The sequence below is a fragment of the Ideonella sp. A 288 genome (genome assembly GCF_002198735.1).
GTDB lineage: Bacteria > Pseudomonadota > Gammaproteobacteria > Burkholderiales > Burkholderiaceae_C > Pseudaquabacterium.
Window position 1 is genome coordinate 1 of sequence record NZ_MWLO01000028.1, and the last position, 6,838, is coordinate 6,838.

A 6,838-nucleotide genomic window follows, 5' to 3' on the forward strand; every position below is an offset into this window, starting at 1 on the left:
TGCGCCTGCGCCGCGAGGGCGGCTCGCTCGACGAGGCCATGCGCCTGCTGTGGCAGCGCAGCGGTGGCGGCGGGCCGCCACGGCGGCGTTCGGCCGCGCCTCGACCGGCGGCGGCTCGCGCGGCGCCAGCTCGCGCACGAAGGCCACCTCGATGCGGGCGATGGACCGGCCATCACGGCCCTCGCCCCAGCCGAAGCGGTCGGCCAGCAACTCGTTGGCGCCCAGCAGGTGGGCCGCGATCACCCCGGCCAGCAGCACCCAGCCGCCGCGCTGGCGCAGCGGCGTGCGCAAGGCCGGCGGCACGCCGGGCGCCAGGGTCTCAGCCATCGAGCCAGGCGCGTCGCAGGGCCGTCTCGGCGCGGCCCGGGCGCGCACCCACCAGCAGCGCGAGGGTGGTGCCCAGCGGCGACGCCGGCTGCGGCGCCACGCGCAGCGTCATCACCCGCTGGTCGCGCACCAGCAGCAGGTCGAAGGGCTTGGCCGGATCGATCCACAGCAGCGCCTCGTCGAGCCGGCGGATGCGCCAGCCGTCGACGGCCAGCAACTCGTCGCCGGCCGAGATGCCGGCCGCGGCCGCGGCGCTGCCCGTCAGCACGGCCTTGACGTGCACGCCGCCCACGGCGCCCTCGGACAGCCGCAGCCCCAGCGACGCGGTGAACGCGGCGCGGTCGGTGCGCGCCTCCACACCCAGGTCGGCCAGCAGTTCGGCCAGCGGCACCTCGTCGGTGCCGTCGACCCAGGCCGCCAGTTCGGGCGCGAACGATCGACCACCGACGGCCTGCAGCACCGCGACGATGTCGGCCGTGGCGATGGGCCCGCCGCCACCGCTGCGCTGCCACAGCAGGCGCATGGCCTCGTCGAGCGAGCCGCCCTCGCGGCGCAGGCGCAGGTCGAGCGCCAGCGCCACCAGGGCGCCCTTCTGGTAGTAGCTGACGGTGGCGTTGGGCGTGTTCTCGTCGCTGCGGTAGTACTTGATCCAGGCGTCGAAGCTGGCCTCGGCCAGGCTCTGCACGCGCCGGCCCGGCGTGGTGGCCACGGCGTTGGCGGCGCGGGCCACCAGGCGCAGGTAGCGCTCGAGGTCGATCAGCCCGGCGCGCAGCAGCATCAGGTCGTCGTAGTACGAGGTGACGCCCTCGAAGAACCAGAGCAGCCGGGTGTAGTTCTCGCGGTCGTAGTCGATCGGCTCGAAATCGGCCGGCCGCAGGCGCTTGACGTTCCAGGCGTGGAAGTACTCGTGGCTGAGCAGGCCCAGCAGCATCACATAGCCGTCGGGCAGGCCTTCCATGCGCTGGCGCGGCAGGTCGCGCCGCGCGGCCACCAGCGCCGAGCTGGCGCGGTGCTCGAGGCCACCGTAGCCGTCGTCCACCGCCAGCAGCAGGAACAGGTAGCGCTGGAACGGCGGCGCCGTGTGGCTGGACGCATGCCAGAAGCGGATGTGCTGCTCGCACAGCCGGCGCGTGTCCTGCAGCAGGCGCTCGCCGTCGAAGGACGGCAGCGCACCGGCCACCACCAGCTCGTGCGCCACGCCGCCGGCCTGGAAGCTGCCACGCCAGAACGGACCCAGCTCGAACGGGTGGTCGACCAGCTCGGCATAGTCGGCCGCCCGGTAGCGCCGCCGGCCGGCGGGCGGCATCGCCGTGGCCACGTCCCAGCCGGCCGGCAGCGCGCCCAGGGCCAGTTCGTGCGGCTCGTGCTCGCGGCCCTCGGCGCGCAGCAGCAGGCTGGTGCCGTTGAAGAAGCCGCGGCCGGCGTCGAGGAAGGCGGTGCGCACCGAGCGGTCGAAGGCGTAGACGCGGTAGCTCAGCACCAGCGCGGCGCGCCCGCTGCAGGCCACCTGCCAGCCGGCCTTGTCGATCTGCTCGACCGCCAGCGCCTGGCCGCCCTGCCGTGCCTGCAGGCCGCTCAGGTGGCGGCTGAACTCGCGCACCAGGTAGCTGCCGGGGATCCACACCGGCAGCGACAGCCGCTGCAGCGCTGCCGGCCGGGGCAGCGTCAGCGTGACGCGGAAGAGATGGGCATGGGCGTCTTCGATCTCGACGCGGTAGCGGACCATGGGTCCACGGCCCCCCGGTGGCCTAGGCGCCCGCGGCGCCGAGGAAGCAGCAGAAGGCGGCCAGCGACGACAGGCGGAAGCGCAGCGTCAGCCAGCGCGACAGACCCATCGGCGGGTAGACCTTTCGGTCGACCAGGTAGCACGCCACCAGCATCACGCCATTGACCACCAGGCCGGCGCCGGGCGGCATCATCACCGCCACCCAGGACAGCATCGATGGCACCACGCCCCAGACGAACAGCGTCGGCGGCGGATCGGCATGCACGAAACCGATGCCCCAGTGGATGCCGCCCAGGAACGACACCACCAGCGCCGCATAGACCGACAGCCCCAGCGTGACATAGCCATGGGCCCGCTCGTCGACCAGCCAGACCAGCGCCGCCCCCAGCACGAAGGGCACCAGCCCGGCCTGGCCCAGGCGATGGGCGGTGTCGGACGGCGGGGCCGTGGTGGTCAGCGCAGGGTTCATGGTGCGGTGATTGTGGCCGTGCTGCCGCGGCGGCGCACCGGCGCGAACCTCACGCCCTGCACGCCGGTGTGCGTGGTGTCACTTCTTTGCGGCCGAGGCCAGGCGGGCCTCGATCTGCGCCGTGGGCAAGGCCCCCGGCGCGCGCGAACCGTCCTCGAACACCACCGCCGGCGTGCCGTTGACCTTGTGCTTCTGGCCGAGCTTGAGGTTGCGGTCGAGCGCGGCGCTGTCGCACTCGCCGCTGACCTTGGCCGGTGCATTGCCATCGACCATCCAGTTGCGCCAGGACTTGGCGGGGTCCTTGGCGCACCAGATGTCGCGCGACTTGACGTTGGAATCGGGCCCCAGGATGGGGTACAGGAAGGTGTAGATCGTCACGTCCTTCACCGCCAGCAGGTCGCGCTCGATGCGCTTGCAGTAGCCGCAGTTCGGGTCGGCGAAGATCACCAGCTTGCGCGCGCCGGTGCCCTGCTTGACGACGACGGCGTCCTTCAGGGGCAGCGTGGCGAAATCGATGGCGGTGAGCTTGTCGATGCGCACCTGGGTGAGATCGACCCGCGTGCGGGTGTCCATGATCGAGCCCTGGATGATGTGGTTGCCCGCCTCATCGGAATAGAACACGTCGGTGCCGAATCGCACCTCGAACACCCCAGGGATGGGCGTCTTGTTGACCTCGTCGATCTTGGGCAGGTTGGGCAGCCGCTCGGCCAGGTTCTTGCGGATCGTGGCTTCGTCGGCACTGGCGGCCAGGGTGGCGGCCAGCATTGCCAGGCCGAGGGCGCCGCGGCGCAAGGTCGTCAGGAGGGTCATGGGGGGTCCTTCAGGCGTCGAGCGCCCGGGCTGTGAGCAGGCGCTTGATCGGCGCCAGATGATTGAGCAGACGCATGCCGTGGTTGCGAAGTTCCTTCGCCATCGGCTGAGGAGCGGCAAAAAGATGCAGCAGGCCGTCGGTGACGCGGGCCATGGCCATCGTCGGCAGCGCGCGGGCGCGCACGTGGCGGCGCAGCAGGGCCTCGTCGCCCAGGGTGCGCCAGGGCTCGCGTCGGGCGATCACGGCGGCCAGGCTGGCCACGTCGGCCAGGCCGAGATTGAGCCCCTGGCCGGCCAGCGGGTGCACCACGTGGGCGGCGTCGCCCACCAGCACCCAGCCGGGGCCGCACAGCGGCGACGCGTGGGCCAGGCTCAGCGGCCACAGCACGCGCGGGCCGGTCAGGCGCAGCGTGCCGGCGGCGCCGCCGGTGGCCTCGGCCAGGCGGGCCTCGAACTCGGTGTCGGACAGGTCGCGCAGCGCCTCGGCCTCGGCCGTGGGCTGCGACCAGACCAGGCCGAAGCCCTGGCCGACGCGGGGCCGGTCGAAGGGCAGCAGCGCCAGCACGTCGGGCGAACGGAACCACTGCCAGGCGATGTGGCCGTGCGGCCGGTCGGATTCGAGGCGGGCGGCCACCGCGCTCTGGCCGTAGCCGTGGCGATGCACGCGCACGCCCAGTTCGGCCTGCGCGGCGGTGGCCTTGCCGTCGGCCCACACCGTGAGCGCCGCGGCCACCGGCCGGTCGACGCGCTGCACATGCGGCGCGAAACGCAGGGCGCTGTGCAGCGCGGCGTCGAGTTCGGCCGCGTCGACGATCCAGGCCAGCGCCTCGACGGCCTGCTGCCACGACGAGAACTCGATCGCGCCGCCCGGCGCGTCGCCGGCCACGCGCATGTCGTGCACCGCGGTCACGGCATCGGCCGGCAGCGCCGGCCAGACCTTCAGTTCGGTGAGCAGCGCGCGCGAGGCGGCATTCAGCGCATAGGCCCGCACGTCGGGGCGCGCCTCGGCCCCGGCCACCGGCGCCGGTGCGGCCAGCCAGGCCACCTGCAGCCCCTGGCGCGACAGCGCGAGCGCCAAGCTGGCGCCGACGGCGCCCGAGCCCCTCACACACACATCGCAGCGTTCCATGGTGCCCCGATTCTAGGAGGCGGGGGCAGCCAGCGTCGTGTGGCGGCCCCGGCCAGCGCGCACAATCCAGGGCCTTCGTCTCGCCCCACCGCCCCACGCGCCCTGCCATGAGCGATTTCTCCTGCGTCCTCGGCCCCCTGTTCGTCCACCCGGTGAAGAGCTGCGCCGGCATCGAGTTGCGCGAGCACCCGCTCGCCGAGACCGGGCTCGACCTCGACCGCGCCTGGATGGTGGTCGACGACCACGGCGAGATGCTCACCCAGCGAGAGCTGCCGCGGCTGGCGCTGGTGCGCCCCACGCTGCGCACCAGCGATCTGGTGCTGCGCGCCCCCGGCATGCTGGCGCTGCACCTGTCGTTGGACGGTGTCGAGGACCCGACCCACGTGCACGTGTGGCACGACGGGGTGAAGGCCTACACCATGGGTGCGCTGGCCGGCCAGTGGTTCAGCGACTTCCTCGGCACGCCAGGGCTGCGGCTGGTGCGCTTCGACCCCGAGCAGCGCCGGCTGTCCGACCGCCGCTGGACGGGTGAGCTGGAGGCCGAGAACGGCTTTTCCGACGGCTTTCCGCTGCTGGTGGCATCGACCGCGTCACTGGCCGAGCTGAACCGGCGCCTGGCGGTGGACGGTGAGCCGCCGGTGACGATGGCGCGCTTCCGGCCCAACCTGGTGCTGGACGGCCTGGAGCAAGCGCACGACGAGGACCACATCGACACGCTCGAGATCGCCAGCGTCGACGGCCCGGTGCAGCTGAAGCTGGTGAAGCCCTGTGGCCGCTGCAGCATCCCCGACGTGGACCCGGCCACCGGCGAGCCGGGCACCGCGGTCGGCCGCGCCCTGGCCGGCTACCGCTCCGACCCGCGGCTGGACGGCGCCGTCACCTTCGGCATGAACGCGGTCATCGTCTCGGGCATCGGCCACCGGCTGCGCGCCGGCGCGGCGGTGTCGGGGCGCTTCGCGGTCTGAGAGGCTGAGGGCCGGGGGCCGTCGGACGCCCGGCGCGCCCGCCGACGGCACGGCGCCTAAAATCCCGGGTTCGGCGGCCGCGGGCCGCCGCCTGTTTTTCCTGCAGAAAGCCCCGCCATGAGCCTCAAATGCGGCATCGTGGGCCTGCCCAACGTCGGCAAGTCCACCCTCTTCAATGCCCTCACCAAGGCCGGCATCGCCGCCGAGAACTACCCGTTCTGCACCATCGAGCCGAACGTCGGCATCGTCGAGCTGCCCGACCCGCGGCTGGGCAAGCTGAGCGAGATCGTCAAGCCCGAGCGCGTGGTGCCGGCGATCGTCGAGTTCGTCGACATCGCCGGCCTGGTGGCCGGGGCCAGCAAGGGCGAGGGCCTGGGCAACCAGTTTCTCAGCCACATCCGCGAGACCGACGCCATCGTCAACGTGGTGCGCTGCTTCGAGGACGAGAACGTCATCCACGTGGCCGGCAAGGTCGACCCGATCGCCGACATCGAGGTCATCCAGACCGAGCTGTGCCTGGCCGACCTGGCCACGGTGGAAAAGAGCCTGCAGCGCTACACCAAGCAGGCCAAGGCCGGCGGCGACAAGGAAGCGATGCGGCTGGTGGAGGTGCTGAAGAAGTGCGACGCCGCGCTGAACGAGACGCGGCCGGTGCGCAGCATCGACTTCAGCAAGGAAGAACTCATCGTGCTGAAGCCGATGTGCCTGATCACCGCCAAGCCGGCGATGTTCGTGGCCAACGTGGACGAAGGCGGCTTCGAGAACAACCCCTTCCTCGACCGCCTCAACGAGTACGCGGCCAAGCAGAAGGCCCCGGTGGTGGCCATCTGCGCCAAGACCGAGAGCGAGTTGTCGGACATGAGCGACGAGGACAAGGCGCTGTTCCTGCACGAGATGGGGCAAGATGAGCCGGGCCTGAATCGCCTGATCCGCGCCGCCTTCAAGCTGCTGGGCCTGCAGACCTACTTCACCGCCGGCGTCAAGGAAGTGCGCGCCTGGACCATCCACGTCGGCGACACCGCCCCACAGGCCGCCGGCGTGATCCACACCGACTTCGAGCGCGGCTTCATCCGCGCCCAGACCATCGCCTACGAGGATTTCATCCAGTTCAAGGGTGAGCACGGCGCCAAGGACGCCGGCAAGATGCGCTCCGAAGGCAAGGAGTACGTCGTCAAGGACGGCGACGTGCTGAACTTCCTGTTCAACGTCTGACGCCGGAGCAGGTTCGGGCGCGCCGGATCGGGTGGCGCGTTCGGGCTCGCAGCAGACGTTCTGCGTGCAGTTAGGGCTGGACCGTGTCCCGACTTTTGGGCGCTGAGGCGGCAAAGCCGCGCACGGGCAGGCCGGGGAGCTTCGCTGTGGCGGTCGGCTGCGCCGACTGCCCTGCAGTGCTCGGCCCTGCGGTGCGCCGC

7 protein-coding genes are annotated in these 6,838 nt (G+C 72.0%); 2 read left to right on the forward strand and 5 right to left on the reverse strand.

The features are described from left to right. The 5 genes from EOINJALH_RS01345 to EOINJALH_RS01365 all read right to left on the reverse strand — a co-directional run. Nucleotides 1–327 (reverse strand): hypothetical protein (locus tag EOINJALH_RS01345; protein ID WP_144289802.1); only part of this gene is annotated, 327 nt, incomplete at its 3' end. Then, nucleotides 320–2,053 carry a M61 family metallopeptidase gene (locus tag EOINJALH_RS01350; protein WP_088278515.1) on the reverse strand — a complete coding sequence of 578 codons (1,734 nt, stop codon included), beginning with the start codon at nucleotides 2,051–2,053 and terminating at the stop codon, nucleotides 320–322. The genes EOINJALH_RS01350 and EOINJALH_RS01345, both read right to left, overlap by 8 nt. 22 nt (nucleotides 2,054–2,075) lie before the next feature. Then, nucleotides 2,076–2,522 carry a DUF3429 domain-containing protein gene (locus tag EOINJALH_RS01355; protein ID WP_088278516.1) on the reverse strand — a complete coding sequence of 149 codons (447 nt, stop codon included), beginning with the start codon at nucleotides 2,520–2,522 and terminating at the stop codon, nucleotides 2,076–2,078. A 78-nt stretch (nucleotides 2,523–2,600) separates the two neighbouring features. Next, nucleotides 2,601–3,332 carry a DsbC family protein gene (locus EOINJALH_RS01360; protein WP_199873116.1) on the reverse strand — a complete coding sequence of 244 codons (732 nt, stop codon included), beginning with the start codon at nucleotides 3,330–3,332 and terminating at the stop codon, nucleotides 2,601–2,603. Nucleotides 3,333–3,342: 10 nt separating this feature from the next. Next, a complete protein-coding gene (locus EOINJALH_RS01365; RefSeq protein WP_088278517.1) occupies nucleotides 3,343–4,461 on the reverse strand; it encodes an FAD-dependent monooxygenase in 1,119 nt (372 codons plus the stop codon). 107 nt (nucleotides 4,462–4,568) lie between these two features. Here EOINJALH_RS01365 and EOINJALH_RS01370 point away from each other — a divergent pair, with 107 nt between their 5' ends. Both EOINJALH_RS01370 and ychF read left to right on the forward strand, forming a co-directional pair. After that, nucleotides 4,569–5,426, forward strand: a complete 858-nt coding sequence (locus tag EOINJALH_RS01370; protein WP_088278518.1) for an MOSC domain-containing protein — start codon at nucleotides 4,569–4,571, stop codon at nucleotides 5,424–5,426. Between the two features lie 117 nt (nucleotides 5,427–5,543). Further along, nucleotides 5,544–6,638, forward strand: a complete 1,095-nt coding sequence (gene ychF / locus EOINJALH_RS01375) for a redox-regulated ATPase YchF (RefSeq protein WP_088278519.1) — start codon at nucleotides 5,544–5,546, stop codon at nucleotides 6,636–6,638. Nucleotides 6,639–6,838 lie beyond the last annotated feature (200 nt).

Coding starts and splice junctions, on each gene's coding strand:
- EOINJALH_RS01350 (WP_088278515.1), bottom strand. CDS start 2,053: ATGGTCCGCTACCGCGTCGAGATCGAAGACGCCCATGCCCATCTCTTC.
- EOINJALH_RS01355 (WP_088278516.1), bottom strand. CDS start 2,522: ATGAACCCTGCGCTGACCACCACGGCCCCGCCGTCCGACACCGCCCAT.
- EOINJALH_RS01360 (WP_199873116.1), bottom strand. CDS start 3,332: ATGACCCTCCTGACGACCTTGCGCCGCGGCGCCCTCGGCCTGGCAATG.
- EOINJALH_RS01365 (WP_088278517.1), bottom strand. CDS start 4,461: ATGGAACGCTGCGATGTGTGTGTGAGGGGCTCGGGCGCCGTCGGCGCC.
- EOINJALH_RS01370 (WP_088278518.1), top strand. CDS start 4,569: ATGAGCGATTTCTCCTGCGTCCTCGGCCCCCTGTTCGTCCACCCGGTG.
- ychF (WP_088278519.1), top strand. CDS start 5,544: ATGAGCCTCAAATGCGGCATCGTGGGCCTGCCCAACGTCGGCAAGTCC.